This window comes from Thioclava sp. ISO4 (genome assembly GCF_058105145.1).
Map to the genome: position 1 here is coordinate 1,034,096 of NZ_CM176571.1, position 25,201 is coordinate 1,059,296.

Here is a 25,201-nt window from a genome sequence, read left to right on the forward strand (position 1 = left end):
GGCGGACATGGCGACGGCGACAACGACCGCGGAGGTCGAAGACGAGATCATCCGCATGTCGATGCTCAATTACGAGCGTCTGCCGATGCTGGACGTGATCTTTGAGCGCTTCGTTCTGTCCTTCTCCAGCTCGCTCAAATCGCTGACCGGCTCGGTGCTGGACGTGACGCTGGGCGAGGTCGAATACCTGCCCTTTGCCGACGCGATGAAAAGCCTGCCCAAGCATGGTTTGATCGCGGTCGCGCAGGCCGATCCCTGGGACGACCAGTTTATCCTTTCGCAGGATCCGGTCTTCCTGTTCTCCGCGCTAGAACTGATGCTGGGCGGCCAGCCGTCGGGCCGGGCGAAGGATGCCAAGCACGGTTTCACCACGATCGAGCGCCGGATGGGCGAGCAGGTCGCCGAACGTATCCTTGCCGATATGGCGGTAGGTTTCCGGCAGATTTGCGAAGTTTCCTTCCAGGTCGACCGGATGGAGAGCAATCCGCAATTCGCCAATATCGCCCAGCCCAACAGCCCCACGGTCCGCGTGCCTCTCAAGGTCAGTCTCGAGGGTTATGATGGCGAGGTCCACCTGATCCTGCCCTATGCCACGCTCGAGCCGGTGCGCCCGCTGCTCACCAAGATCTTCTTCGGGGATCGGCTCGGTGCGGACAGCTCGTGGCGCACGCAGCTGAAGCAGAAGATCGAAGGCTCTTCGGTGGCGCTTACCGCGCAGCTGCACGAGCTGGTGGTGCCGATGCGCGAGATCCTGGATTGGAAAGTCGGGGACACGCTCGATCTGCGGATCGACGACAGCCATCCGGTCCTGTTGCTTTGTGCCGGGAGCCCGGTTCTCGAAGGCGAAATGGGCAAGAAGCAAAACGGGTCGATGGCACTGAAAGTGACCGCGAACCTCATGGGAAAGGACGAGTGGAGCAATGATGTCGATGCTGATTAACGCGATTATTCTCGTGTCTCTTGTCGGGCTGATGGCCTATGGCGTGGTGATCACGCGGCGGGTGAAAAAGCTCATGCTCGTCCTCGAAGAGATGGAGCCGCTCGTCGCGGCCTTCTCCGCGGCCGTGGACAAGTCGCAACTCTCCGTCGAGGAGATGAAGGACGCCGTCGCTGAGGCGCAGAAAGCGCCCGCGCCCGAACCGGCACCTGCGCAAGAGGCCGCGCCCGCCCTGACCTTCAACTCGCGCCGGGCCGCGCCGAAAGCGCCGATGGGGCTGACCCGTGTGACCGGCAAGGCCGAACTGGTCAAAAGCTTCTTCGAGCAAACCCGCGTGCGCCGGGAGGCGCAGGGCCAATGGTGAAGGGCCGTCCGCTTCAGGTTCTCGTGGGCGTATTGCTGCTTTCGGGCGCTGCGAAGCTCGCGACCAGCCTTCCCTCCGACATGATCCCGTTTCCGGATTCGCTGTTGCAGGCCGCGCTTGCAAGCGGGGCGGAGAAGGATGCCGCCGCGACGCCGGCGAGCGATGCCTCCGCCGATGCGACCGGCGGCTGCGGTCCGACGCCGGAAGAGCTGTTGATGTCCGTGCGGCAGGAACGCGATCTCCTCGCCGAGCAGAAGAAGAAACTCGACGCCCGCAGCGCCGAGATCGAGCTTGCCAAGCAGGGTCTCGACACCCAGTCGCAGCATCTGACCGAGTTGAAGGACAAGGTGACCAAGCTGCTCGACAAGGTCGACAAATCGCATAGCGACGACGTCGATCGCCTCGTGTCGATCTACAAGAACATGAAGCCCGCGGCGGCGGCGTCGATCATGAACGATCTCGATATCGAGGTGACGGTCATGGTTCTGGCCACGATGAAGGAGCGCGAGGTCGCCCCGATCATGGCCGAGATGAACCCGGTGCGCGCGCGGGCGGTCTCCAAGATCATTCTCGAGCGCTCGAAGCTGCCGGGCGACCAGAAGCTGGTGAACGTCAAGCTCAACTAATTCCGCACGGGCGTGATGGTACGTGCATCGCGGCGCAGTTGTTGCTGATTGGGGAACGGGGGCGCGCAGCCCCCTTTTTTAGTCCTCGTCGACCCGCAACACCGAGCCCTTCGGGGGCGCGCGCCGGATGTTGCGGCGCAGGTCCATGACGTAGCCGATGATCTCCGCGACGGCCTGCCAATGCTCGACCGGCACCGTGTCGTCCACGTCGATCGTGGCGTGAAGCGTGCGGGCGAGGGGCTTGTTCTCGACGATCGGTACCTCATTCTCGCGCGCGATCTGGCGGATGCGCGCGGCCACCGCATCGGCCCCTTTCGCGACGCAGACCGGCGCGGCGTCGCTGCCCTGTTCGTATTTCAGCGCGACGGCGTAATGCGTCGGGTTCGTCACGATCACGCTCGCGGTCGGCACCGCCTGCACCATGCGCTGCCGGGCCCGCTGGCGTGCGATCTCCGTGCGGCGGCCCTTTATCTGCGGATCGCCCTCGGAATCCTTCATCTCGTCACGGATTTCCTTGAGCGACATGCGCAGCTTGCGCCGCCACTCGAACCGCTTCCAGATGATGTCGCCGATGGTGATCGGCACGAGAAACACCATCGCCGCGCTCAGCAGCCAGCTCGCCCAATGGGCGGCATAGCTCGGGATATGCTCGGGCAGGAAATTCTCGCCCTGCCAAATGCCGGTGACCGCGCGTTTCGCCACCCAGAGCGCGAGCGCCCCGATGACAAGAACCTTGGTGATGCTTTTCGCGAATTCGACCAGCGCGCCGGGCGAGAACATCTTCTTGAGCCCGGCGAGCGGCGAGAGCTTCGACAGTTTCGGTTTCATCCGCTCGGACGAGACCACGGTTTCGCCCTGGATCAACACGCCGAACAGCGCGGCCAGAAGCATCACGCCGAAGATCGGGGCGGCCCAGCCCGCGATCTCACCGAAGAGCAGGCTGAGGATGTCGCCGATGTCGCGCGCGCCTGCCGACCCTTGGCCGATCTTCACCTGGCCCGCCCCGGAGAAGACCTGACCGAGCGATGTCATTGCCCGGCCCGCGACGACCGGAAGGACGAACACCACGATGAGCAGCAGCGAGAAGACCGACATCATGTTGCCGGTCTCGCGCGAGGAGGGCACGTCGCCTTTCTCGCGCGCCGATTTCAGCCGCTTGTCTGTCGGCTCTTCGGTCTTGGAGGATTTGTCCTGTTCGTCGCCTTCGGCCACCGCGCGCTCCTTAGGGTATGACGAAAGTGCCGAGCCAGTCGGTGAACTGGCCGAGGAAGACATGCAGCATGCTGGGCGACGCCGCCGCGAGGATCAGCAGGCCCGACGCGATCAGCGCGGGCGCTGCGACAAAGAAGACCGGCAGCGCGGGCATCATCCGGTTCGCAAGCCCCATCCCGAGATTGAAGATCAGCCCCATGACGAAGAACGGCGCCGCGATGGCCGCCCCGATATAAAGGCTCGCCGACGCGGCTTTGACGATCTGCTTCGCCATGTCTCCCAGCAGCAGCGTGCCCGGCGGGAAGACGTCGTAGGAATAGAGCAGCGCACGGATGATAATGTGATGCGTATTCGTGACGAAAATCAGCGCAACGCCCGAGATCAGCAGGAAGCTCGCGACCATGGTGGAGCCCTCGAACGATCCGAGGCTGGGCGCGAAAGCATTGGCGAGGCCCGAGACCTGCCCGGCCTGATGGCCCGCGAATTGCAGTGCGCTGAACAGCACCCGCGCGGTCAGTCCGATCCAGAGGCCCGTCGTGACCTCGAGCCCGAGATAGACCGCGAAGGTCACGAGATTGTCGGGCTGCATCGGCATCACCGGCGTCGCGGGGTAAAGAGCGAGGCTGAACACCACCGCCATCGCCAAACGGCTGCGGGTCGGCACCTGCATTTCGCCGAAGCCCGGCATGAACATCAGCGCGCTGCCCAGCCGGGCAAAGACGATGAGATAGCCGAAGAGCTGCCCGTCGAGAAATGCGCTGAGCCCGCTCACCCCTCAGGCCCCGATCGTCCCGACCGTCTTCATGGCGGCCTTCCGGTGCACCTCGTTATGCGAGATCACCTGCGTCATCGGGCTGACCCTTTCGAGCATCGAACGGACATAGCCACGCACTTCCGGCGCGACCATCAGCGCGGGCCATTCGTCGCGCGCCGCGTGGCGCTGGATTTCCTGCCGCGCCTCCAGCACGAATTCCTGCACGCGCTGCGGCGACATCAGGAAGGTCCGCTCCTTGCCGTTGATCTTCACAGCCTCGCCGAATTCATGCTCCCACGCCCCCGACATGGTCAGCACCGGCACGAAGCCCGAACCATCCGCCAGCGCGCGGCAGATCTGGTTCGCAAGGCGGGCGCGGACCCGCTCGGTGATGACGGCGGGGTTGGTGCTGGACGGCGCGGCTTCGGCCACCGCCTCGATGATGAGCGGCAGGTTGCGGATCGAAATGCGCTCGGCCAGCAGCGATTGCAGCACCTGCTGCAGCAGGATTTCCGGCGCGGAGTTGGAAATATCGCTCGCGAGTTTCTGGTAGTCCCGGTCCAGTTCGGCCAGAAGCTTCTTCACCGCGCCATAGGTGAGAAGCTCGGACATATGCTCCTTGATGATCTCGGTGAGGTGGGTGGTGATCACGCTCTCGGGGTCCACGACCGTATGGCCCTGCTGTTCGGCCTCGGAGGCGCGCGCCGGGTCGATCCAGACCGCGCTCAGCCCGAAAGTGGGCTCCTTGATCCGTTCGCCGGGCAGCTTCACCTGATCGCCGGACGGGTCGATCACCATCACCAGATTGGGGCGCAGCTCGCCTTTCGCCGCTTCGACGCCCTGCACGAGGATCGAATAGCTGTTCGTCGGCAGCATCGGGTCGTCCTTGATGCGGACCGAGGGCAGGACGAAACCATAATCCTTCATGAAGAGGTTGCGCAGGCTTTTGACCTTGCCGGGCAGGGCGGCATCCATGCTCGAGATCAGCGGCACCAGCCCCGCCCCGAGGCTGAGGCGCAGCTCGTCGAGCTTGAGTTGCTGCTGCGTGGTCTCGGCCGAGGTCTCTTCCATCTGGGCCGCGCGGGCTTCTGCCGCCGCCTCGTCGCTCGCGCGTAGCGCGGCCTGCTCCTGCATCACATAGCCTAGCCCGGCGAGCAGCCCGGCCAGCGCGAAGAACACCACGATCGGGAAGCCGGGCAGCGAACCGATCCCGAACAGCAGCACCGCCGCCATGTAGAGCGCCTTGGGGAAGTTCGACAGCTGCCCCAGCACCGCCTCGTTCGCTGCGCCTTCGGTGCCGCCTTTCGTGACGATCAGGCCCGCCGCCAGCGAGACCACCAGCGCCGGGATCTGCGTCACCAGCCCGTCGCCGATCGTCAGGACGGTGTAATTGCCCGCCGCCTGAGAGACGCTCAGCCCGTGCTGGACGACTCCGATTAGGATGCCGCCCACGACATTGATCAGCGTGATGATGATCCCCGCGACCGCATCGCCGCGCACGAATTTCGAGGCACCGTCCATCGCGCCGAAGAAGCCGCTCTCGTCCTCCAGCTCCTTGCGGCGGCGTTTGGCCTCCACCTCGTCGATCAACCCCGCGCCGAGATCGGCGTCGATTGCCATCTGCTTGCCCGGCATCGCATCGAGCGAGAACCGCGCGGAGACCTCGGCGATCCGGGTCGAGCCCTTGGTGATGACGACGAAGTTGATCACCACGAGGATCGCGAAGATCACGATCCCGATCACGAAATCCCCGCCGACGATGAATCGCGAGAACCCTTCGATGACGCCGCCCGCCGCATCGGTCCCGGTATGGCCCTGGCTGAGAATGAGGCGCGTCGAGGAGATGTTGAGCGACAGCCGCAGCATCGTCACCACGAGCAGCAACGTCGGGAAGGAGTTGAACTCCAGCGGCTTCGGGATCCACAGCGCCACCATCAGGATCAGCACCGACAACGACAGCGAGATCGCGAGGCCGAAATCGAGGATGATCGGTGGCAGCGGGACGAACAGCATCCCGAGGATCAGCGTCACGCCAATCGCGAACCCGATATCGCGGTTCTTGATGCCAAGCCCTACGAGGTTCTTGCCGAAACTGGTCTGATTTTGGCTCATCCGTCGCTCAATTCGTTCGCGTGAAATTGGGAAGCACGGGTTGCAGGTCGTTGGTCGAATAGATCGACAGCCGCATCTCCTGATCCGCGGTCAGATCGGCCGACCAGAATACGGGAAGTTTCCGGCGCGCAGGGCGCGGCGAGGTACTCGGCGCGGGCGTGTCCACGGGGGCGGCGCCGGCGAGCTGGACGAAATAATCGCCGCGTTTCTGCGCCACCGCGAGATTGCGCTTGAGCGCGGTCAGGTAGGTCTGGCGCGCCTCCGGGGTGAACGAGTGATAGGAGCCCGCCGCGAGCCACCAATCCCCCGTCCGCCGATGCAGATCGACCAGAAACCGCGCGGCATAATCCACATTCGCCGCCGGATCGAAGGACTGGGCCAGCGAGTCGAAGGCGTCGGGGTGCCATTTGCGGTTCACCTGCATGCAACCCGTATCGATCGAGGAGACGCCCGCGGCCTGCTTCTGATGGACCCACGCCATCGCGGCCTCGCGGCTGTCGAAAATCCGGCCCTCACCCGCGGCATTCACGCTCCACGGCCAGACCGTCAGGCGCCCCTTGTTGCGAAACCCCGCCTCCTGCAGCCCGATCGCGAGCAGCAGGTTGTCGGGGATGCCGTAGCGGTCCTGTGCCGCGAAAATCTGGCGCAGGCATTGCTGGTCATTGCCGAGGGTGGCGGGAAGGGGGGTAGTCGTCGCGGGCACGCTCGGGCGGCTGGAGGTGTAGAACCCCGCCCATCCTTCGGCCCGTGCGGGGCCTGTCGCGGCGAGGCTCGCGACCGCAAGTGCCGCCAAGGCCTGAAGCCACCCCGCCCGCGCCATCACGCGGGCCCGTTCATGATGAGATCGAAGACGGTGTCCGACAGATGCGAGAGCGTTGCGTAGATGAAGGGCAGGGCGAGGACGAGCCCGACGAAGATCGCGACGATCTTCGGCACGAAGGTCAGCGTCATCTCCTGAACCTGCGTCAGCGCCTGAAAGATCGCGATGCCGAGCCCGACGAGCAGCGCGAGCGCAAGAATAGGGCCGGCCCCCATAAGAATCGTCCAGATCGTGTCCGACATGATCGCATAGACATCGGCTTCTTCCATGTCGCCCCCGCCTGCCTCAGATCGGCATCCGCATGATTTCCTGATAGGCCTCGACCAGCTTGTCGCGCATCGCCACCGTGACCTTGACGGTGGATTCCATCGCCATGGTCGCCTCGACGACCTGCTGCGTGCTGGCCTGCCCGGTCAAACCTGCCTGCGCGGTCGTATCCGCCGTGCGCATGGTCTGCACCGCCTCTTCGGCGGCGCCTTTGAGCATGTCGCCGAAGCTCTGCCCGGCGGATTTGGCTTCATGTGCGGAGGCCGGGCCGCCGCTCAGGCTGCGCGACGCGCCATAGGCGCCCCGGATCGCTGCATTGGAGAGGACTGGATCGCTCATGCTTCACCTATTTGAGGAGGTCGATCATCTCGCGGCGCATCTGGCGGCCGGTCTCGAGCATGTTCAGGTTGGCTTCGTAGCTGCGCGCCGCTTCGCGCATGTTGCTCATCTCGATGATCGGATTGACGTTCGGCATCTTCACGAAGCCGTCGGCGTTGGCGGCCGGATGGGCGGGGTCGTATTTCAGGACGAAATCCGACGTGTCGCGCCCGACTTCGGTGACATCGACCATCGAGGCGCCCGAGGCGTCGTCAACCATCTCGCCAAAGGAAATGGTCTTGCGGCGATACGGATCCGCGCCCGGCGTCGAGCCGGTCGAATCCGCGTTGGCCACGTTTTCGGAGACGACCTTCAGCCGCTCCCCCTGCGCCCGCAGCCCGCTTGCCGCGATCGCACCGATTGATTTCAGAGGGTCCATGCTCATGGTCGTCTCCCCGGGTTATTCCTTGCCGCTGGCGGCATTGAGAAGCTGGAAGGCCTTGCGATAGAGGTTCGCCGCCAGCCGGTATTGATCGGCATTCTCGCTCGCCATCACGGATTGCTGCTCCAGCGCCACGTTATTGCCGTCGAGGCTGCTGTCCCACGCGCCGCTGCCGCCCACGGTTTCGACCGTGGTTTCGTGCAGCGGGCCGCCCGCCGAGCGGTTCGCGTCGCTCTTCTCGAGGAAGCTCTGGAAGTCGGTCACATCCCGCGCGCGATAATTCGGCGTGTCGGCATTGGCGATGTTTTCGGCCAGCACCTTCTGGCGGGCCGCAAGCCAATGCATCCGATCCGAGGCGAGGTTAAAAAAGGATATCGTATCAAGTTTCACGTTGGATCGCTCCGTTTTCATGGATAGTATATCGGTATGAGAATGGATTGGTAGGGTTTATACTTGTGAATACGATTTTTTCTTCCTTGAATTATGCGGTTGATGAGGCCGACGAGGCAAGAATTGTCGGTCATGTCCATTCGGTCACGGGCCTGTCGCTGACTGTTGTCGGGCTCGAACGCGCGATGGGAATCGGTCAGCGGTGCATCGTGCACGGGCGGCGCGGCCCGGTGCTGGCCGAGGCGGTCGGGCTGAACGAGGCCGGAACCCGCGTTCTGCCGTTCGGCAGCTGGGATGGCGTCTCGGTGGGGGATCGGGTCGAGCTCGATCAGCACGGCGATCTGATCCATCCCGATGAAAGCTGGATCGGTCAGGTCGTGGATGCGCTGGGCCGCCCCGTGCGCAGCGGCACCGGCTGGACCCCGGGCGAGACGGCCCGCGACCTCAAGGCCGCCCCGCCGCGCGCCTTCGACCGCAAGCGGGTCGGCGCGAAGCTGGAGACGCAGATCAAGGTCTTCGACATCTTCACCCCGATCTGCCGCGGTCAGCGCATGGGCGTCTTCGCCGGCTCGGGCGTCGGGAAATCGACGCTGATGGCGATGCTCGCGCGCAACACCGATACGGATGTGATCGTGATCGGGCTGGTAGGCGAGCGTGGCCGCGAGGTGCAGGACTTCATCCAGAACGATCTGGGCCCCGAGGGGATGGCGCGCGCGGTCGTCGTGGTGGCGACGGGCGACGAGCCGCCCTTGCTGCGCCGTCAGGCGGCATGGACCGCCACCGCGGTGGCCGAGCATTTCCGCGATCAGGGAAAGCAGGTGTTGCTGCTGATCGATTCCGTCACCCGCTTCGCGATGGCGCAGCGCGAGATCGGCCTCTCCGGGGGCGAGCCGCCAACCACCCGGGGCTACCCGCCGACCGTATTTGCCGAACTGCCGCATCTGCTGGAACGGGCCGGGCCCGGCGTCGAGGGGACGGGCGATATCACCGGGCTCTACACGGTTCTAGTGGATGGCGATGACATGAACGAACCCATTGCCGACACCGTGCGCGGGATCGTGGATGGCCATATCGTGCTCGACCGCCACATCGCCGAGCAGGACCGCTACCCAGCGGTGAACGTGCAGAAAAGCATCTCGCGGATGCTGCCTGACTGCCACACCGATGCCGAGTATCGCATCATGCAGGCGGCCCGGCGCGCGCTCGGGAAATATGCGGATATGGAGGATCTGATCCGGGTGGGCGCCTATCGCTCCGGCGCCGATCCGGACACCGATGCGGCGATCCGTTTCCACCAAAGCGCGACGGTGTTCTTCTCGCAGCGCAAAGCCGAGCAGCTTGGATCGATGCAGGCCTTCGCGGAAACCTACAGGCTGCTTCTGGAGGCGGGGTTCGACGTGCCGCTTCCCGAAGAGGTGGATGGCGAGGGCGCCTAAGTCCTCAGTCCTGAGCGGCCCTTAAAGCTTGGCGATCTCGGAGAGTGGACCACTCCAGTCGCCAAGCTGCGTCTGGCGATGAAGCTGCAGATTGCCGTACCAGCGATCCGGGCTTCCGTGACGGCCCCAATACCACATGCAAGCCGCCCCTTTCGGGATCAGCACATGGCTGTCGGGATGCCCCAGCGCGCCGCAGACATGGGCGGTGGTGTTGTCGATGCTCACCACCCGGTCGAGCGCCATGATCTGCGCGGAGAACCCGTCGAGATCGGCGAGCTGGTCGATCTCTGGATCGTCGAAAAGCGTCAGATCGGGGCGGGTCCGGGCGGCCTGTGCAAGCTCCGCCTCCCGCGCGCCATATTGCAGGTTCACCACCAGCGTACCCTCGGGCAGCGCCGTCAGCAGGGTCTCGAGCGCGAGGGAACGATGCGCGCCGGTGATCGGATCGCTGCTATGCCAGGCGATGCCCACGACCGGGCCGCCCTGCGCCATCTCGCGATACCGTGCGCGGATCGCCTCGACCCGCGCGGCATCCGCGCGCAGATAGCCACCCAGCGACTGTTCCGCGAGCGCCTCGACGCTGAGATAGCGCACCAGATCGCCCACGAAGATCATCTCTTCCGGCGCAAGGTTCAGCTTGTCGCTGACGGAGGTCTCCGCGAAATCGACATCGAGGCGACAGCGCTGGACCAGCGGTTTCATCCGCGCCTCGCCCACGAAGGTCACCTTCGCTCCGGCGGGCAGGGGGGCGCGGTCGATGATCGGCAACAGCGCCAGCTGATCGCCAATCCCCTGTTCGTCGATCAGAAAGAGGCGCTCGCGCGCAGCCAGCCGTTCGGGCGCTGAATTCTCATAGGGGATGCGGCGGCGGTTGGCATCGGGCTGGCGTCCCGCATATTCGATTGCGCCTGTCGCAAAATCGCCCTCGCCCATCAGGAAGGTTCCATAGGCGCGGCTGACCCAAGGCCCGGCCCCGTCGAGGATGTGGCGCGCCTCGCGGAAGGCGATGCGTGCCTCGTGTAACTCATCAAGATCGAGATGGCACTGGGCGGCAAACCCGAGCGCACGCTGGTAATAGACCGGATCCTGAAACCGGTGCGAAAGCGTGTCGAGCGCGCGCGACGACGCGCCGCTCGCCCGCAGCGCCGCCATGCGCAGCGTCGCGATCTCATCGAACTGCGCGGGCGTCACCTCGGGGTCGCTCCGCAGCGCGTCGGCATGGGCGAGCGCGCCTGTATAGTCCTGCCGGAAGAGTTTCGCCTTGAGCAGGCCGATCCGGTGAGTGATTGGCTTCGGCGCGAGGCGGGCGGCTTCCTCAAAGGCGGGCGCAGCCTCGGCATTGCTCTCGCCGCGCGCAAAGGCTTCAGCGGTGAGCAGCCACAGCTCGGCCGTCTTCACACGCTCGGCCATCTTGCGCAGGGCTTGCCCCGCGGTGGTGGAACGGTCGAGCCGCCCCATCAGATCGGAGTAGAGACGCGCCATCGAGACATCTTCGCTGCCATGCTGGATCGCCCGCGCGAACAGATCGACCGCGGCGAAGATATCGGCCTGCAGAACCCGCGCCTTGCCCAGTCCCGCAAGACCCATCGCATCGGTGGGGGCGATCAGCAGCGCGCGCTCGAAGAATTGCGCTGCCGCCTCTGCCTCGCGGCGATCCAGCGCGACGGTGCCCAGCACGAGCCACGGGTGGCGGTTTACCGGTTGGCTCTGACTGACCTCATGTGCCAAGCGTGCGGCCTTCGGGCCATCGGCTTCAGCCAGAGCCTCATAGGCCTCGTGCATCGTCAGCGCCGCGGCGCCGTCAGCGATGCCGTAATACTTCGCGGCTTTCGCGGCCCGGGCGCGCCGGTCTCTGCGCGAGAGGGTGGTCTGGGTCATGCGCGTTCTCTCGGAATGGCGAAGTAGTCGATCGAGTGGACGTAGAACACGCTGTCGATCAGCACGTAATCATGCGCGCGGCACCACTCCTGCGCGAAGGCGAGGAGATTGTCGCGGCGGGTCTCGACCCAGATCAGCGGGCGGTCGCGCGCGATCAACGCCTCGGCCCCGGCGAGCACATCGAGCTCCATCCCTTCGGCGTCGATCTTGAGGAAATCGGCGCGGGCATCGGTCATCAGCGCATCCAGCGTCACGACTTTCAATTCGCCCGCGTCATCGGCGATCAGCGTTGTGGCCCCGAGGTTGTTTTCCTGCGTCGTCTCGGCGCGGAAGCTGCCCTCCGCGCGTCCGACGCCGAAGCCCATGCCGCGCCGGTCGATCAGGTCTCCGATCCCGTTCGCGGCGATATTGCCTTCCAGAAGGGTCAGCGCCGCGGGGTTCGGCTCCACCGGATAGATCCGCGCCGGGTCCAGATGTTGCGCATACCAGACCACGTGATTGCCGATATTCGCACCGACCTCGACGATATGCGGATGCGCCACGCCGATCAGATCGCGCAGCTTCTCGAGCGAGCTATCCTCGAAGAACCGCCCCTGAAGATGGGTGTTCTGGATGATGTCGAGCGGATTGGTGATCTGCATCTTCGCAGCCACGCCCCGATGTTCGAGCTGCGCCCAGACCGGATCGCGCTCAACCGCGTCGGCCCACATCCGTTCGACCTGCCGGGCCCAATCGGCTCCCGTCGCAGAGCGCGGACCGGTGGAGTGCTGATCGCGGCGATTGACGAAGAAAATCTCCGGGCGTTTCGCGCAATTCCCGGTCTGCCAAAGCTGCAGGTAGAGCTTGTAGTCCTCGCCCGTGTCCATCGCTTCATCGAAGCCGAAGCGCGCGACCAAATCGGTGCGGATGAAGGCGCCGATCTGAACCGCGAAGAAGGGCGGCGTGGCGAGAAACTCCGCATAGGCTGAAATCTCGGCGGGTTGGCCGTCGCGCAGTTGCGGCTCGCCAGCCGCGTCGAATTCGCAGATCAGACCCCAAAGCGCGTCGAGATCAGGTTCCGCCGCAAGACGCGCGCCGAATGCCTCGAAGGCGTTCGGGGTCATCACGTCATCCGCATCGAGGAAGAAGATCCACGCGACGCCCGCCTCCTGCGCCTGCCGGATCGCGGCGTTGCGGCGCGCAGACCGGCCGTGCAGCCCTTGCGTGTCGTCCATCGCGTAATGATGGATCTGGTCGAACGGGCCCTTGGAGAAGCCGATCGCGGTCTCGACGGAAGGCGCGCAGCTTTCTTCGAACAGCGCGCGGTGGCCGGGGCCGATCGGGGTGATGATGGCGCAATCCATGGCTCAGCGCTCCTCGCCGGTTTGTTGATCTGCAAGCGACTGGAAGACGGATTCGCGGATCGTATCGAGCGAGACCTTCCGCGCCTCGCCGTGGCTGAGCGCGGGCGTCAGGCCGAGTTGCAGGGCCAGCGCCGAGAAGAAGATCAACGCCGCACCACCCAGCATCGTGCGCATCTGCGGCTTCGCGCCCGCGCTCTTCGCCGGGAGCTTGCCGGTGGCCTCGCGCGGCGGGGCGGCGAGGGGGGTAGGCTGCGACTTCGCGGCTTCGGGGGCGATGAAGATGAAGTGGTCGAGCGCGGTCAGTCGCGCCGAAAGCGGGGTCCGCCGCAGGGTCGCAAGAAGCGAGGCGGGGAAATGGTCTGCGGGGGTGTGAATCTGACCGGGCATGGCGGTCGCGCCCTGTCGCGCCAGTTCGGCGACCGGAATGGCGAAGCTGTGCAGGTCGTCACGGAAATAGACGTCCCGCACCCCGAAGCTTTGCGCATCGGCACCAGCATCTTCGATGGAAATGCGCACGGTGTCGCCGCTGAGGCTAATTTCGCAAGTTGCCATCAGCGCCTCGGCCCGGTGCGTATCGCTCAACCGCCGGAAGCCGGGCGGGCCGCCATCCTCGCCGGTGGGGCGCGCGGCCTCCGTGCTGGCACGTGGCGGGGGCGCGGCGATCTTGCTCGCGGGCGGCGTGGTTGCGGATTGCTCCGGGTTCAGCTCCGACAGAAGCCGCTCCACCTCGCGCATCGCGGGCGAGACCGAGGCCGATTTCGCATCGGTCAGCGCTTCCGGGTCGAGCCCCTCATCGGCGGCATAGGCGAAATTGATCGCGTAATCGCGCGCGATCTCGGGCAGATCGTCAGTCTCATGCACGAGCGAGAGGATCTTCTGCTCGTCGGAAAACAGCATCCGCCGGGTCCGGTAACCGTCGATCTTCGGAATGACGCTGAACTCATCCGCGCGCCAGTTCATCGAACGCGCGAGCCGGGGCAGGACGCGCTCGGCCTCGCTTGCGTGAAAGACCAGCATCGCACAGCCGCCTTCCGGGTCGAGGCCCACGGCCAGACACATCTGCTGCGGCCATTGCTGGAACAGATGGCGCAGGTCCTGCTCTTCGAGCAGAAAGGCTATGGCTTCCGCGCTGGCGCTCATGAAATGCCCTGAATGCAAGATCCGTGTTGAAATGAGCCTATCTATTCATGAATAGCCGGTCAAGTTTCCTTGTTAAGCGCCCGGTATTTGGAATCTATGCTTAATAATGCTGGCGAAATCGGCATTTATACTTGACTTAACGGAGGCGTCACCGGAGATTTGGCCAAGAATTTCAGGAAACGGCGGCTGTCGGTCGAAGACCGCAGGGCGCGAAACACACGGACAAAGAACAATGACGATCATCCTTGGCCTGTTGGCCGTCGTGGGCCTCGTGTTCGGCGGCTTCCTTCTCTCCGGCGGCAGCATGGACGTTCTCATTCACGCACTGCCCTTCGAAGGTATGATGATCGGCGGCGCCGCCTTGGGCTCTTTCTTGATCGCGAACTCTTTCAGCATGATCCGCCGTTCAGGGCGCGGGCTCATGAAGGCGATGAAGGGCAGCCAGTGGAAGACGGCGGACTACACCGACCTCCTGAACCTGCTCTATGAGCTGTCGCGGCTGTATCGCAACAAGGGGATCATCGCGCTCGACTCGCATATCGAGACCCCGGAAGAGAGCGAAATCTTCGGTCGCTATCCGCGTATCCTGAAGGACCATTTCGCGATCCAGCTGATCACCGACAGCTTCCGGATGCTGGCGATGAACTTCGATGACAAATACCAGACCGAGGACGTCATCAACCGCAAGCTCAAGAAGCATCACCGCGAGGTCATGGCGCCGGCATCGGCGCTGCAGACCGTCTCTGACGCGCTTCCTGCCATCGGCATCATCGCGGCCGTTCTGGGCGTGATCAAAACGATGGGGGCGATCGACCAGCCACCGGAAATTCTGGGCGGCATGATCGGCGGCGCGCTCGTCGGGACTTTCCTCGGCGTGTTCCTTGCCTATTGCTTCGTGCAGCCGATGTCCGGCCGCCTGCGCCAGATCGAGGAAGAGGATTCCGCATTCTATGCCGTGATCCGCGATATCTTCGTGGCGTTGGTGAGCGACCACCCGCCGAATATCTGCATCGAGATCGGTCGCGGCAGCATCCCCACCGTCTATCAGCCCGATTTCTACGCCGTCGAACAGGCGCAGAAAGAACTGCCGCAGGCGGCGTAAACAGGCGATGGCGCGCAATCGGATCGCGGCTCTGGAGGTGATCGGGCGGCTGCGCAGACGCGAGCTCGAAGAGCAGGCTGGCGAGCTCTCGAAACTGAATGCGCAGGTCGCGCGGCTGGAAGGCGAGCGCGATACGCTGACAGAGCGCGCCCGCGCCGAGCTTCACGTCACCTCGCCCGAGACCGCGCCCTATGCGGCCGGGTTTCGCGAGGCGGTGCGCGAGACGGTCTCGTGGCTCGATCAGGAAATCGGCACGCTGAACGAGCGCCGCGTGCCGCTCGAAGACCGGATGCGAGAGCTGTTTCGAGAGGCGAAGACCTACGACACGCTTCTCGACAGCGCCCGCGCCGAACGCGCGGCGGAGCTGGCAAAGCGCGAGCAGGCACAGGCCGAGGAGCGCACGCTGCAACGCTGGCTGCGCGACAGGGATGCCATCTGACGTCGAAAGCTCGCCTCGATTGGCGTGAACCGTCTCCGCCGCATTCGGGCTGGCCTGACATCCCATCCTGCGGCTAAGCTTTCCCTACGGCACATAAACAGAGGGAGACGCTCCGATGGAGTTCAGCGATGCAATCCGCAAATGTTTCTCGAACTACGTGACCTTCACGGGCCGCGCGGCCCGGCCCGAATTCTGGTGGTTCGTTCTGTTCATCTTTCTCGGCAACATCGTCTTCGGCATCTTGGACCGTATCCTTTTCGGTCCGATGATGATGCGGCACGACGCGTCGCTGCTCGGCGGGATCTTCTCTCTCGTCGTGTTCCTGCCAGCGCTCGCGGTGCTGGTGCGGCGACTGCACGATATCGACCGGACCGGCTGGTGGGCCCTGATCACGCTGATCCCGGTGATCGGGACGCTGGTCCTGCTCTTCTTCACCGTCCAGCGCGGCTCCACGGGCGGCAACCGATTCGGGCCTCCGGCTCTGCCGCCGCATCAGATGCCGTCGTGATGTGACATGAAAAAGGGCACCCGCGCGGGGTGCCCTTCATTCTGTCGTTGGAAGCGGTCTGCTCAGTCCAGCGCCGCATCGCACCGTTTGCAGGTGCCGGGATGCTTATGCGTGCCGACATCGGGCAGGATCTTCCAGCAGCGTTCGCATTTCTCTCCATCCGCCTTCTCGAAGACTACCGAGATTCCCGAGACTTCGGGCAGGCGATAAGCTTCCTGCGGAGCCGGATCAGCGGTCAGCGCGATATCCGAGGTGATGCAGAGATCCTCGAAGGGCACCGATTTCAGCGCCGCCAGAACGTCCTCATCCTCGACATGCACGACAGGCGCTGCCTCGAGCGAGGCTCCGATCACCTTGGCCGAGCGCTGCACTTCGAGCGCCGCCGTCACCACGCGACGGGCGCGGCGGATGCCGTCCCATTTCGCGGCAAGGCTCGCGTCGGCCCAGTCCGCGGGCGTCTCGGGGATGTCCTGCAGGTGGACCGAGGCATCGTCGCCCGGGAAGCGCGACAGCCACACATCTTCCATTGTGAAGACGAGGATCGGCGCGAGCCAGGTCGTCAGGCGGTGGAACAGAAGGTCCAGCACCGTGCGCGCCGCGCGGCGGCGCAGGCCGTCTTCCGGATCGCAATAGAGCGCATCTTTGCGGATGTCGAAATAGAAGGCCGACAGATCCACCGTGCAGAAGTTGAACAGCTGCTGGAACACGCCCTGGAAGTCGAATGCGTCATAGCCCTTGCGCACCTCCACATCGAGCTGCGCCAGACGATGCAGCACCCAGCGCTCCAGCTCCGGCATCTCCGCCGGATCGACGCGCTCGGCGTCGGAGAACCCGTCGAGATTGCCCAGCATGAAGCGCAGCGTGTTGCGCAGGCGGCGGTAGCTGTCCGCGACGCCTTTCAGGATCTCCGGGCCGATGCGCTGATCTTCGGTGAAGTCGGTCTGCGCGACCCAGAGACGCAGGATATCCGCGCCGTATTGCTTGATGACTTCCTCGGGCACGATCGTGTTGCCCAGCGATTTGGACATCTTCATGCCCTTCTCGTCGAGCGTGAACCCGTGCGTCACCACGTTGCGATAGGGCGCGCGGCCCTTCGTGGCGCAGGCCTGCAGCAGCGAGGAGTGGAACCAGCCGCGGTGCTGGTCGGTGCCTTCGAGGTAGACATCGGCGATGCCGTCCTCGGCCCCGTCCGCGCGGTCGCGCAGCACGAAAGCGTGGGTGGACCCGCTGTCGAACCACACGTCGAGCACGTCGAAGACCTGCTCATATTCGTCGGGGTTCACCAGACCTTCGAGAACCTTCGCTTTGAACCCGTCCTCATACCACGCATCCGCGCCCTCGGTCTCGAAGGCGGCGATGACGCGGGCGTTGGCTTCGGCATTGCGCAGCAGGAAGTCCTCGTCGGTGGGCTTGGCGCCCTTCTTGACGAAGCAGGTCAGCGGCACGCCCCAGGCGCGCTGACGGCTCAGCACCCAGTCGGGACGGTTCTCGATCATCGAATGCAGGCGGTTCTTACCCTTCTCGGGCGTGAAGGTCACCAGCTCCTCGATCGAGGTCAGCGCGCGCTTGCGGATCGTGTCGCCATAGGTGCCCATGCCATCGTCGAGCGTGTGGTCGATCGCGGCGAACCATTGCGGCGTGTTGCGATAGATCAGCGGCGCTTTCGAGCGCCAGCTATGCGGGTAGGAGTGCTTGATCTTGCCCTTGGCGAGAAGCGCACCGGCCCAAGCGAGCTGCTTGATGTTCGACACGTTTGCGGGGCCGTCCTTGCCGTCCGCCGCGACGATCGCCTCGCCGCCGAACAGCGGCAGATCCTTGCGGTACGTGCCGTCGGGCTCGACGTTGTAGGTCATCGGCAGGCCGAACTTCAGGCCCATCTGATAGTCGTCGTCACCATGCGACGGCGCGGTGTGCACGAAGCCCGTCCCCGCCTCGTCGGTCACGTGATCGCCCGGCAGGAGCGGCACGTCGAAATCCCATTCGCCATTCGCGCCGTCGACGCCGGCATAGGGGTGCGACAGGGTCAGGCCTTCCAGCTCCGCAGCGGTCACGTCGCGGACGCGGGTGAAGCTCTCGACCTTCGCTTGATCCATCACCGATTGCGCCAGCGCATCGGCCATCAGCAGCAGCTCGCCTTCCTCGGCGGTCGATTTCTCGTCCAGCGTATCGACCCGGTAGAGGCCATAGCCGATCGTCGGGTGGAAGGAGACGGCGCGGTTTTGCGGGATCGTCCACGGCGTCGTGGTCCAGATCACGACGCTCGCCTCATGCAGCTGATCGGCCAGCAGCGCCTGATCGGCCGCGTCATACTCGACCGCATCCTCGGTCGGCATCGCCGCGTTGCCGCCCCGGCGGACCTTGAAGCGCACCCAGATCGTGTGGCTGGTGTGGTCGTGATACTCGACCTCGGCCTCGGCCAGCGCGGTCTTCTCGACCGGCGACCACATCACGGGCTTGGAGCCCTGATAGAGCGTGCCGTTCATCAGGAACTTCATGAACTCCTCGGCGATCACCGCCTCGGCATGGTAGTTCATCGTGAGGTAAGGATCGGCCCAGTTGCCATAGACGCCCAGACGCTTGAATTCCTCGCGCTGGATGTCGACCCAGTTCTCGGCAAAGGCGCGGCATTCGCGGCGGAAGGCCACCACGTCAACATTATCCTTGTCGAGACCCTTGGCGCGGTACTGCTCTTCGATCTTCCACTCGATCGGAAGGCCGTGACAGTCCCAGCCCGGCACGTAGCGCGCATCGCGGCCCATCATCTGCTGCGAGCGGGTGATGAAATCCTTCAGGATCTTATTGAGCGCGTGGCCGATATGGAGATGGCCATTCGCATAGGGAGGGCCGTCATGGAGCACGAAGCTCGGGCGGTTGTCCTTCGCGGCCTTCTCGCGCAGGCGGTCGTAGACGCCGATCTTCTCCCAGCGTGCCAGCCAGTCGGGCTCGCGCATGGGCAGGCCCGCGCGCATTGGGAAGTCGGTTTTCGGCAGGAAGACGGTGCCACGATAATCGGGGGCGGTCGTCTCGGTGGTCTGGTCGGAACTCATGGAATTGTCGTCCTTGGGAAAGGGAAGGGCGTGCGCGCGCACGCCTCGGGGCTTGGCGCAATATCCCGGCTACCCTGACGCGTCAGAGCGCCGGGCAGGTAATTCGCGGATATGCAGCCAGCAAGAACATGCCGCCCTTATAGGCGTGCGACCGCAGGGCGGCAAGCGCAGATCAGGGAGGGCTGCCGCCCGTCACTGTGGGGGCGCAGATGCCGAAGAAGAGGGGGGCGCTGCCCCCACGCCCTGTCGGGCGCTCCCCCGGGATATTTGTGCCAAGCCGAAATGCCGCTGCAGGCAAGAGCCGGGGAGGCGCGGCAGAGGGGTTGGCCCCTTTCCCCCTCCGTCGCGATCTCTTAGGGTCAGGGCGAAGCGAGGGAGGCGGCATGTCGGAACAGGCAGAGATCACGGGCGAAATGGTGGAGCAGCTCTTCCGGCGTTCCTCCGACGAGTATCTGTTCGCACGCTGGGGGCGTCCGGTCGTGCCGGTGGTGTTCGGGGTGGAGGCTGCGACGCTGGCGACCGTGAAAGGCGCGGTCGAGGCGGTGGTCGCGCTGGCCGGGCACAAGATGGCCGAGACCGATCCCGAGCTTGGCGCGAACCTGATGATCTTCTTCTTCCGCGACTGGCAGGAATTGCTCGAGGTGCCCAATCTCGATCACTTGATCGACGGTCTGCAGGATCTGGTGATCCGGCTCGACGATCAAGGCGCAAACCAGTATCGCGTCTTCCGCTTCGACAAGGAGGGCGCGATCCGGGCCTGTTTCGCCTTCGTGCGGATGGATGCGGGGCTCGACGAGGTGCCCGCCGAGGTGATCGCGCTGAGCCAGGCGGTGCAGATGATCCTGCTGTGGTCCGACAAGGCTTTCGTGAAGCGCTCGCCGCTGGCTGTGGCGCGCGGCGTGACCGTGCTGCGCCCCGAGATCGCGGCGGTGATCGCGGCAGGCTACGATCCGACGATGCCGGCGGTTGCGAAAGATCCGAGCCACGCGCTGCGCCTTGCCGCTCGCGCAGGTCTGCGTCAGGGAGAGGCCGCAGAGGCGGTGCGGGAATTGTCGCGCGAAGTGGGCGAGGCGGAGCCGGACGATCAGGAGAACGAGAATGGCGCATGAGTTTCCGATCCGGGTCTATTACGAGGACACCGATCTCGCGGGGATCGTCTATTACGCCAATTACCTGAAGTTCATCGAGCGCGGGCGGTCCGAATTCGTCCGCGCGCTGGGCGTGGATCAGGTCGCGCTGAAGGCCGATCACGGCGTGGTCTTCGCGGTGCGCCGGGTCGAGGCCGATTATCTGCGCCCCGCGAAATTCGACGACGAGCTGGTGGTCACGACCGATCTGGTGGCCGAAACCGGCGCGCGTTTCGTGATGGAGCAGACCGTGCAGCGCGACGGCGAAGTGCTGTTCACCGCGCAGGTCACCATCGTCTGTCTCAACGAAGCGGGGGCGGCTCAGCGGCTTCCCGCCGATATTCGCCGGAAACTGGCCCCGAAACTGCACTGAAAAGCGGCGGGGTTTCGCCGGTTACATTGTTGTTATGGCGTTCCCCTTACTGCTGATATAGAATCGCTGGTAATCAGAGGCCCGATAACGTGGCCCCAACCGGCGAGCAGTACCTATGGACCATTCTTCGCTTGCGATGGCGCAGGAGATCGATTTCTCCCTGCTGGCGCTCTTTCTGCGCGCATCGCTGACCGTCAAACTCGTGATGATCATCCTTGTTGTGGCCAGCTTCTGGTCCTGGGCGATCATCATCCGCAAATTCATCGCCTACCGCGCGGCGCGCTCCGAGGCGGAAGCCTTCGACCGGGCGTTCTGGTCAGGAGAGCCGCTCGATGAGCTGTTCGACCAGATCGGCCCTGCGCCCGATGGCGCGAGCCAGAAGATCTTCGCCGCCGGCATGCTGGAATGGCGTCGGTCGCACCGTCAGGACGGCGCGTTGATCACCGGCGCGCAGGCGCGGATCGAACGCTCGATGGATGTCGCGATCCAGAAAGCCACCGAGAACCTCAATTACGGGCTGACCTTCCTTGCGACCGTGGGCTCGATTTCGCCCTTCGTGGGCCTGTTCGGCACGGTCTGGGGGATCAAGGTCGCCTTCGAGGAGATCGCGATCTCGCAGAACACCTCGCTCGCCGTCGTGGCGCCCGGCATCTCGGAAGCGCTCGTCGCGACCGCGCTGGGTCTGCTCGCGGCAATCCCGGCGGTGATCTTCTACAACAAGCTGTCGTCCGATGCCGATCGCATCGCGGGCAACTACGAGGCCTTCGCGGACGAGTTCTCGACCATCCTGTCGCGCCAGTTGGATAGCTGATCATGGGCGCGGGTGTTGCAAAACGCGGATCGGGCGGATCGCGGCGCCGCAGGAGCGGGCGCGGGCGTCACGCCGCGATGAGCGAGATCAACGTCACGCCGATGGTCGACGTGATGCTGGTGCTGCTGGTGATCTTCATGGTCGCTGCGCCTATGATGACCGTGGGCGTGCCGCTGGAGCTGCCGAAGACGGCGGCCAAGGCCGTGCCGACCGAGCAGGAAGTGCCGCTGACGGTCTCGATCCAGGCGGACGGGAAGGTCTCGCTGATGAACTCGGAAGTGCCGCAGGATCAGCTGATCGACCGCCTCAAGGCGATCGCGGCAGAGCGCAACAGCGACAAGGTCTTCCTGCGCGCGGATGGCAAGATTTCCTATTCTCAGGTGGTGCAGGTGATGGGCGCGCTCAACGGCGCGGGGTTCTCGAACATCACGCTCGTCACCGATACCGGAGGGCCGCAATTGACGGCGCCTGCGGGGAACTGAGCCCAGGGGGCATCGCATGAACCGTGCGGACAAGATCGGTTACGGCCTGTCGGGCGCGCTGCATGTGGGCGTGCTCTTCTGGGTCATTGCCGGGGGGCAGTGGTTCTTCCCGAAGCCGAACAAGCCGGTGGTGATCAGCCAGGTCGCGGTGATGTCCGAGCAGGACTTCAACACGATGATGGCCTCGGCCCCGAAGGACGCGCCGCAGCCGACGCCGGACCCGGTCGCGCCCACGGCGCCCGATACGCCGAACGAGACGGCGCCGCCGCCCGAGACGCCCGCGCTCGAGCCGCAGGCCAAGCCCGAACCCGAGCCGCAGGCGATGCAGCAGCCCGATCCGGCCCCTGATGCGCAGCCCGACGTCTCGGCGCTGCAAGAGCCGACGCCGCCCGCCGAGGTGAGCGACACGCCGCCCGAAATCGTGCCGCCGGTCGAGGAGCCCTCGCCGATGGTTACGCCCGACATCTCTCCCGCGCCGAAGCCGAAACAGGCGCCGCGGGTTGCGCCGACCCCTGCGCCCGAGCCGCCGCCCGAAGCGAAGGTCGATCCGCAGGCCCAGCCGCAAGAGGCGCCCAAACCCGCCGATACGCCCGATCAGCCAGTCGAGAAGCCGAAGGAGGCGACCGCGCCGCCGGAAGCCTCGACGGAGATCGTGACCGAAGCGAACAAGACCGAAGACAAGCCGGAAAGCTCTGCGCCGCTGGCTTCGCCGCGTCCGAGCGCCAAGCCCAAGCCGCCTGCGCCGAAAGAAACGCAGACGGCCGCAGCGCCCGCAGAGAAGAAGCCCGCCGAGCCGAAACCGGCAGAGACCAAGCCCGCGCCGAGCGAGCCCAAGAAAGTCGACAGCGCTTCGGTGAACGATGCTCTGGCGGCAGCCTTGGGTGGCGAGGGCACGGGCGGCACCGGCTCCGCGCCGACGGGCCCGCCGATCACCGCGGGCGAGAAAGACGCGCTGATCGTCGACATCAAGCAATGCTGGAATACCGGCGCGCTCAGCTCGGATGCGCTGCGCACCACAGTGACGCTGTCGGTCGACATGCAGCCCGACGGCCACCCGATCATCTCCTCGATCAAGCTGGTCGGGGCGACCGGCGGCACCGGCAACGCGGTCGATCAGGCCTTCGAAGCCGGGCGGCGCGCCATCGTTCTGTGCGGCTCGGACGGGTTCCCGCTGCCGCCGGAGAAATACGACCGCTGGAAAACGATCACCATCGACTTCAATCCCGAAAAAATGAGGATGAAATGATGGTGTATCGGCGAATTTCCGCGCGGTGTCATGGGGTTGTGATGCACGATCGTGCCGCAGCGCGTTACAAACCGGGCAAGACCCGGAAAGGGAGTGTGTGACATGATGCGTTTCGTTCTCAGTTTGCTGGCGGCTGTGATGCTGGCACCCATCGCCGCAACCGCGCAGGATTCCGAACCGCTGCATATCGAGATCACCGATGGCGTGATCGAGCCGATGCCGTTCGCGATCGCGGGCTTCATCCCCGAGAGCCCTCAGGCCGCCGATATGGCGAGCCAGATCACGCAGGTGATCTCGAGCGATCTGACGGGCACGGGTCTGTTCCGCGAAATCCCGAAATCCGCCTATATCCAGAACGTGTCGAGCTTCGATACGCCGGTGAAATATTCCGACTGGCAGGCGATCAACGCGCAGGCGCTGGTCGTGGGCTCGGTCGGGATGCAGGGCGGCAAGGTGGTCGTGAAGTTCCGCCTCTTCGACGTGTTCTCCGGTCAGCAGATGGGCGACGGGCAGCAGCTTGCGGCCTCGCCGGCAAGCTGGCGGCGTCTGGCGCACAAGGTCTCGGACGTGATCTATTCGCGCATCACGGGTGAGGGGCCCTATTTCGACAGCCGCGTGGTCTTCGTCTCGGAAAGCGGGCCGAAGGACAACCGCCAGAAGCGTCTGGCCGTGATGGATTACGACGGCGCGAACGTGACTTATCTCACCGATGCCTCGACCATCGTGCTTGCGCCGCGCTTCTCGCGTGACGGCACCAAGGTCCTTTACACCACTTTCGAGACCGGTTTCCCGCGCATCAAGATGCTCGACGTGGCCACCGCCTCGGCGCGGCTTCTGCCGGAAGTGCCCGGCACGATGACCTTCGCGCCGCGCTTCTCGCCCGATGGCACGAAGATCGTCTATTCGATGGAGCAGAACGGCAATACCGATCTGTGGATGATGAATATCAGCTCGGGCCAGACCCAGCGCCTGACGACCTCGCCTGCGATCGAAACCTCGCCCAGCTTCTCGCCCGACGGCTCGCGGATCGTGTTCGAATCCGACCGCTCGGGCACGCAGCAGCTCTATATCATGCCGGCGGGCGGCGGTGACGCGACGCGGATCAGCTTTGGCGACGGGCGTTATTCGACCCCCGTGTGGTCGCCGCGCGGCGACATGATCGCCTTCACGAAGCAGAACCAGGGCCGTTTCCATATCGGCGTGATGCGCACCGATGGCTCGGAAGAGCGTCTGCTGACCTCGTCCTTCCTCGACGAGGGCCCGACCTGGTCGCCCAACGGCCGCGTGATCATGTTCACCCGGGAGAGCCCCGGCGCCCAAGGGTCGGCCTCGCTCTATTCGGTCGATATCTCCGGGCGCAACCTGAAGAAAGTCTCCACGCCGGGCGCCGCATCGGACCCGGCCTGGTCGCCGCTTCTGCCATGAGAGCGGATTAACAAGCGTTAGAGAAACTGGTAGGCTCGCCCGAAAAGGGCAGATCAACAAAGGCGGAAACCATGAATTTTGCAGTGAAGGCCGTTCTGGCCATCTCGATGCTGGGCCTCGCGGCCTGTTCGAACCCCGATCAATACGGCTCCGGTGCGACCGGCCCCGGCGGCGCGCTAGGCCCGGGCGGTGCGGGCGGCATCACCCAGGGCGGGATCAACGATCCGAACTCGCCGGCCTATTTCAGCCAGACCATCGGCGACATGGTGCATTTCCAGGTTGACCAGTCGACCCTGACCGACACCGCGCGCGGCATCCTGTCCCAGCAGGCAAGCTGGCTGGTGAGCCACCCGAGCTACACTGCGATCATCGAAGGCCATGCCGACGAGCAGGGCACCCGCGAATACAACCTCGCGCTCGGCGCACGCCGTGCCTCGGCCGTGCAGGAATACCTGATCAGCCAGGGCGTGGCCGGCAACCGTCTGCGCACGGTCTCCTACGGCAAGGAACGCCCGCTGGCGATCTGCTCCACCGAAGAGTGCTACAAGAAGAACCGTCGCGCCGTGACGGTGATCTCGCAATCGGCGGTCGGGAGCTGATCG

Annotated in this window: 26 protein-coding genes; 14 read left to right on the forward strand and 12 right to left on the reverse strand. The window is 64.8% G+C overall.

Translation table 11 applies throughout. The features are described 5' to 3' along the window. The first annotated feature begins 7 nt into the window (after nt 1–7). From AC2TZ7_RS05255 to AC2TZ7_RS05265, 3 genes are read left to right on the forward strand one after another with little or no spacing between them, the layout of a single operon-like run. Nucleotides 8–940 carry a flagellar motor switch protein FliM gene (locus tag AC2TZ7_RS05255; RefSeq protein ID WP_489866141.1) on the forward strand — a complete coding sequence of 311 codons (933 nt, stop codon included), beginning with the start codon at nt 8–10 and terminating at the stop codon, nt 938–940. After that, the gene (locus AC2TZ7_RS05260) at nt 924–1,301 is read left to right on the forward strand and encodes a hypothetical protein (RefSeq protein WP_077701087.1); all 378 of its coding nucleotides are present in this window, start codon (nt 924–926) and stop codon (nt 1,299–1,301) included. The genes AC2TZ7_RS05255 and AC2TZ7_RS05260 overlap by 17 nt, the downstream gene beginning before the upstream one ends. Further along, nucleotides 1,295–1,927, forward strand: coding sequence for a MotE family protein (locus tag AC2TZ7_RS05265; protein ID WP_489866142.1), 633 nt, complete (start codon nt 1,295–1,297; stop codon nt 1,925–1,927). The genes AC2TZ7_RS05260 and AC2TZ7_RS05265 overlap by 7 nt, the downstream gene beginning before the upstream one ends. A 78-nt stretch (nt 1,928–2,005) precedes the next feature. Here AC2TZ7_RS05265 and flhB read toward each other — a convergent pair whose 3' ends face one another. Genes flhB through AC2TZ7_RS05305 form a run of 8 tightly spaced genes read right to left on the reverse strand, consistent with a single transcriptional unit; the run spans nt 2,006 to nt 8,242 of the window. After that, entirely contained in the window at nt 2,006–3,139 is a 1,134-nt protein-coding gene (gene flhB / locus AC2TZ7_RS05270) for a flagellar biosynthesis protein FlhB (RefSeq protein ID WP_489866143.1), read from the reverse strand. A 10-nt stretch (nt 3,140–3,149) separates the two neighbouring features. Then, complete coding sequence (locus tag AC2TZ7_RS05275; protein ID WP_489866144.1) at nt 3,150–3,911, reverse strand: flagellar biosynthetic protein FliR; 762 nt, start codon at nt 3,909–3,911, stop codon at nt 3,150–3,152. 3 nt (nt 3,912–3,914) lie between these two features. Further along, nucleotides 3,915–6,005, reverse strand: coding sequence for a flagellar biosynthesis protein FlhA (gene flhA, locus AC2TZ7_RS05280; protein WP_489866145.1), 2,091 nt, complete (start codon nt 6,003–6,005; stop codon nt 3,915–3,917). Between the two features lie 7 nt (nt 6,006–6,012). Then, a complete protein-coding gene (locus AC2TZ7_RS05285) occupies nt 6,013–6,825 on the reverse strand; it encodes a lytic transglycosylase domain-containing protein (RefSeq protein WP_489866146.1) in 813 nt (270 codons plus the stop codon). Continuing rightward, a complete protein-coding gene (gene fliQ, locus AC2TZ7_RS05290) occupies nt 6,825–7,094 on the reverse strand; it encodes a flagellar biosynthesis protein FliQ (RefSeq protein WP_078540262.1) in 270 nt (89 codons plus the stop codon). The genes AC2TZ7_RS05285 and fliQ overlap by 1 nt, the downstream gene beginning before the upstream one ends. 16 nt (nt 7,095–7,110) lie before the next feature. Beyond that, a complete protein-coding gene (gene fliE, locus AC2TZ7_RS05295) occupies nt 7,111–7,431 on the reverse strand; it encodes a flagellar hook-basal body complex protein FliE (protein WP_078604329.1) in 321 nt (106 codons plus the stop codon). Nucleotides 7,432–7,438: 7 nt separating this feature from the next. Next, nucleotides 7,439–7,849 carry a flagellar basal body rod protein FlgC gene (flgC, locus tag AC2TZ7_RS05300; RefSeq protein ID WP_489866786.1) on the reverse strand — a complete coding sequence of 137 codons (411 nt, stop codon included), beginning with the start codon at nt 7,847–7,849 and terminating at the stop codon, nt 7,439–7,441. A 21-nt stretch (nt 7,850–7,870) separates the two neighbouring features. Continuing rightward, on the reverse strand, nt 7,871–8,242 hold the full coding sequence (locus AC2TZ7_RS05305) for a flagellar basal body rod protein FlgB (RefSeq protein ID WP_489866147.1): 372 nt from the start codon (nt 8,240–8,242) through the stop codon (nt 7,871–7,873). 86 nt (nt 8,243–8,328) lie between these two features. On the opposite strand from AC2TZ7_RS05305, the gene AC2TZ7_RS05310 reads away from it, so the two are divergent. Continuing rightward, nucleotides 8,329–9,678 carry a FliI/YscN family ATPase gene (locus AC2TZ7_RS05310; protein ID WP_489866148.1) on the forward strand — a complete coding sequence of 450 codons (1,350 nt, stop codon included), beginning with the start codon at nt 8,329–8,331 and terminating at the stop codon, nt 9,676–9,678. Nucleotides 9,679–9,699: 21 nt separating this feature from the next. On the opposite strand, the gene AC2TZ7_RS05315 is transcribed toward AC2TZ7_RS05310, so the two are convergent. Genes AC2TZ7_RS05315 through AC2TZ7_RS05325 form a run of 3 tightly spaced genes read right to left on the reverse strand, consistent with a single transcriptional unit; the run spans nt 9,700 to nt 14,039 of the window. Further along, nucleotides 9,700–11,556, reverse strand: coding sequence for a hypothetical protein (locus AC2TZ7_RS05315; protein WP_489866149.1), 1,857 nt, complete (start codon nt 11,554–11,556; stop codon nt 9,700–9,702). Beyond that, a complete protein-coding gene (locus AC2TZ7_RS05320; RefSeq protein ID WP_489866150.1) occupies nt 11,553–12,899 on the reverse strand; it encodes an FkbM family methyltransferase in 1,347 nt (448 codons plus the stop codon). The genes AC2TZ7_RS05315 and AC2TZ7_RS05320 overlap by 4 nt, the downstream gene beginning before the upstream one ends. Nucleotides 12,900–12,902: 3 nt before the next feature. Continuing rightward, nucleotides 12,903–14,039 (reverse strand): hypothetical protein, encoded by a 1,137-nt coding sequence (locus AC2TZ7_RS05325; protein ID WP_489866151.1) that lies wholly within the window; start codon nt 14,037–14,039, stop codon nt 12,903–12,905. A 232-nt stretch (nt 14,040–14,271) separates the two neighbouring features. Here AC2TZ7_RS05325 and motA point away from each other — a divergent pair, with 232 nt between their 5' ends. The 3 genes from motA to AC2TZ7_RS05340 all read left to right on the forward strand — a co-directional run bounded on the left by motA (nt 14,272) and on the right by AC2TZ7_RS05340 (nt 16,088). Continuing rightward, nucleotides 14,272–15,141: a flagellar motor stator protein MotA gene (motA, locus tag AC2TZ7_RS05330; RefSeq protein WP_489866152.1), complete on the forward strand. Its 870-nt coding sequence runs from the start codon at nt 14,272–14,274 to the stop codon at nt 15,139–15,141. A gap of 7 nt (nt 15,142–15,148) precedes the next feature. Beyond that, entirely contained in the window at nt 15,149–15,580 is a 432-nt protein-coding gene (locus AC2TZ7_RS05335; RefSeq protein WP_489866153.1) for a flagellar FliJ family protein, read from the forward strand. Between the two features lie 115 nt (nt 15,581–15,695). Next, the gene (locus tag AC2TZ7_RS05340) at nt 15,696–16,088 is read left to right on the forward strand and encodes a DUF805 domain-containing protein (protein ID WP_078521936.1); all 393 of its coding nucleotides are present in this window, start codon (nt 15,696–15,698) and stop codon (nt 16,086–16,088) included. A gap of 62 nt (nt 16,089–16,150) precedes the next feature. On the opposite strand, the gene ileS is transcribed toward AC2TZ7_RS05340, so the two are convergent. After that, entirely contained in the window at nt 16,151–19,135 is a 2,985-nt protein-coding gene (ileS, locus tag AC2TZ7_RS05345) for an isoleucine--tRNA ligase (protein WP_489866154.1), read from the reverse strand. Nucleotides 19,136–19,518: 383 nt separating this feature from the next. Between ileS and AC2TZ7_RS05350 the strand changes: the two genes are divergently transcribed. From AC2TZ7_RS05350 to pal, 7 genes are all read left to right on the forward strand, one after another. Further along, nucleotides 19,519–20,244, forward strand: coding sequence for a hypothetical protein (locus AC2TZ7_RS05350; RefSeq protein WP_489866155.1), 726 nt, complete (start codon nt 19,519–19,521; stop codon nt 20,242–20,244). Continuing rightward, nucleotides 20,234–20,635, forward strand: coding sequence for a tol-pal system-associated acyl-CoA thioesterase (gene ybgC, locus AC2TZ7_RS05355; RefSeq protein ID WP_078521933.1), 402 nt, complete (start codon nt 20,234–20,236; stop codon nt 20,633–20,635). Before AC2TZ7_RS05350 ends, ybgC begins: the two co-directional genes overlap by 11 nt. Nucleotides 20,636–20,750: 115 nt before the next feature. Then, the gene (gene tolQ, locus AC2TZ7_RS05360) at nt 20,751–21,446 is read left to right on the forward strand and encodes a protein TolQ (protein WP_098409883.1); all 696 of its coding nucleotides are present in this window, start codon (nt 20,751–20,753) and stop codon (nt 21,444–21,446) included. Between the two features lie 2 nt (nt 21,447–21,448). Next, complete coding sequence (gene tolR, locus AC2TZ7_RS05365) at nt 21,449–21,928, forward strand: protein TolR (RefSeq protein ID WP_098409884.1); 480 nt, start codon at nt 21,449–21,451, stop codon at nt 21,926–21,928. Between the two features lie 16 nt (nt 21,929–21,944). Then, entirely contained in the window at nt 21,945–23,174 is a 1,230-nt protein-coding gene (locus AC2TZ7_RS05370; protein ID WP_489866156.1) for a cell envelope biogenesis protein TolA, read from the forward strand. A 102-nt stretch (nt 23,175–23,276) separates the two neighbouring features. After that, nucleotides 23,277–24,599 (forward strand): Tol-Pal system beta propeller repeat protein TolB, encoded by a 1,323-nt coding sequence (gene tolB, locus AC2TZ7_RS05375; RefSeq protein WP_098409886.1) that lies wholly within the window; start codon nt 23,277–23,279, stop codon nt 24,597–24,599. A 71-nt stretch (nt 24,600–24,670) separates the two neighbouring features. Next, nucleotides 24,671–25,198: a peptidoglycan-associated lipoprotein Pal gene (gene pal, locus AC2TZ7_RS05380; protein WP_083077738.1), complete on the forward strand. Its 528-nt coding sequence runs from the start codon at nt 24,671–24,673 to the stop codon at nt 25,196–25,198. The last annotated feature ends 3 nt before the right edge of the window (nt 25,199–25,201 follow it).

Coding starts and splice junctions, on each gene's coding strand:
- AC2TZ7_RS05255 (WP_489866141.1), top strand. CDS start 8: ATGGCGACGGCGACAACGACCGCGGAGGTCGAAGACGAGATCATCCGC.
- AC2TZ7_RS05260 (WP_077701087.1), top strand. CDS start 924: ATGTCGATGCTGATTAACGCGATTATTCTCGTGTCTCTTGTCGGGCTG.
- AC2TZ7_RS05265 (WP_489866142.1), top strand. CDS start 1,295: ATGGTGAAGGGCCGTCCGCTTCAGGTTCTCGTGGGCGTATTGCTGCTT.
- flhA (WP_489866145.1), bottom strand. CDS start 6,005: ATGAGCCAAAATCAGACCAGTTTCGGCAAGAACCTCGTAGGGCTTGGC.
- AC2TZ7_RS05285 (WP_489866146.1), bottom strand. CDS start 6,825: ATGGCGCGGGCGGGGTGGCTTCAGGCCTTGGCGGCACTTGCGGTCGCG.
- fliQ (WP_078540262.1), bottom strand. CDS start 7,094: ATGGAAGAAGCCGATGTCTATGCGATCATGTCGGACACGATCTGGACG.
- fliE (WP_078604329.1), bottom strand. CDS start 7,431: ATGAGCGATCCAGTCCTCTCCAATGCAGCGATCCGGGGCGCCTATGGC.
- flgC (WP_489866786.1), bottom strand. CDS start 7,849: ATGGACCCTCTGAAATCAATCGGTGCGATCGCGGCAAGCGGGCTGCGG.
- AC2TZ7_RS05315 (WP_489866149.1), bottom strand. CDS start 11,556: ATGACCCAGACCACCCTCTCGCGCAGAGACCGGCGCGCCCGGGCCGCG.
- AC2TZ7_RS05320 (WP_489866150.1), bottom strand. CDS start 12,899: ATGGATTGCGCCATCATCACCCCGATCGGCCCCGGCCACCGCGCGCTG.
- AC2TZ7_RS05325 (WP_489866151.1), bottom strand. CDS start 14,039: ATGAGCGCCAGCGCGGAAGCCATAGCCTTTCTGCTCGAAGAGCAGGAC.
- motA (WP_489866152.1), top strand. CDS start 14,272: ATGACGATCATCCTTGGCCTGTTGGCCGTCGTGGGCCTCGTGTTCGGC.
- AC2TZ7_RS05335 (WP_489866153.1), top strand. CDS start 15,149: ATGGCGCGCAATCGGATCGCGGCTCTGGAGGTGATCGGGCGGCTGCGC.
- AC2TZ7_RS05340 (WP_078521936.1), top strand. CDS start 15,696: ATGGAGTTCAGCGATGCAATCCGCAAATGTTTCTCGAACTACGTGACC.
- ileS (WP_489866154.1), bottom strand. CDS start 19,135: ATGAGTTCCGACCAGACCACCGAGACGACCGCCCCCGATTATCGTGGC.
- AC2TZ7_RS05350 (WP_489866155.1), top strand. CDS start 19,519: ATGTCGGAACAGGCAGAGATCACGGGCGAAATGGTGGAGCAGCTCTTC.
- ybgC (WP_078521933.1), top strand. CDS start 20,234: ATGGCGCATGAGTTTCCGATCCGGGTCTATTACGAGGACACCGATCTC.
- tolQ (WP_098409883.1), top strand. CDS start 20,751: ATGGACCATTCTTCGCTTGCGATGGCGCAGGAGATCGATTTCTCCCTG.
- tolR (WP_098409884.1), top strand. CDS start 21,449: ATGGGCGCGGGTGTTGCAAAACGCGGATCGGGCGGATCGCGGCGCCGC.
- AC2TZ7_RS05370 (WP_489866156.1), top strand. CDS start 21,945: ATGAACCGTGCGGACAAGATCGGTTACGGCCTGTCGGGCGCGCTGCAT.
- tolB (WP_098409886.1), top strand. CDS start 23,277: ATGATGCGTTTCGTTCTCAGTTTGCTGGCGGCTGTGATGCTGGCACCC.
- pal (WP_083077738.1), top strand. CDS start 24,671: ATGAATTTTGCAGTGAAGGCCGTTCTGGCCATCTCGATGCTGGGCCTC.